This window comes from Flagellimonas flava, assembly GCF_050617915.1.
In the GTDB taxonomy this organism is placed as follows: Bacteria; Bacteroidota; Bacteroidia; order Flavobacteriales; family Flavobacteriaceae; genus Flagellimonas; species Flagellimonas flava_A.
The window spans coordinates 1-261 of sequence record NZ_JBODQE010000086.1; the positions used below are offsets into that span (position 1 = coordinate 1).

The 261-nt window shown below is 49.0% G+C and carries 1 protein-coding gene; it reads right to left on the bottom strand.

What is annotated here, in order from left to right; genetic code table 11:
• Positions 1 to 261 (bottom strand): SUMF1/EgtB/PvdO family nonheme iron enzyme (locus ACRHOZ_RS21080; protein WP_431130273.1); only part of this gene is annotated, 261 nt, incomplete at both ends.

Genomic DNA, 261 nt, shown 5'->3' on the forward strand with positions numbered 1-261 from the left:
GGCTGCGTAATCCCCGCGTTGTGGTTTAAAGTTGGCCATAAAACAACCTGTGTCGCTGATCACATATGGGCCACCCCAAGGATAGGTTCCTCCTTCAATTCCACCACGCGCAGCGTACTCCCATTCAGCTTCTGTAGGCAACCTAAACTGCTTTACAAATTGTTTGCCCCTTGATTTTTGATCATCCTTCTTGAACTTGGTTCTCCAGTTACAGAACGCCTTCGCCTGCATCCAGTTTACCCCCACAACAGGATAGTCGCT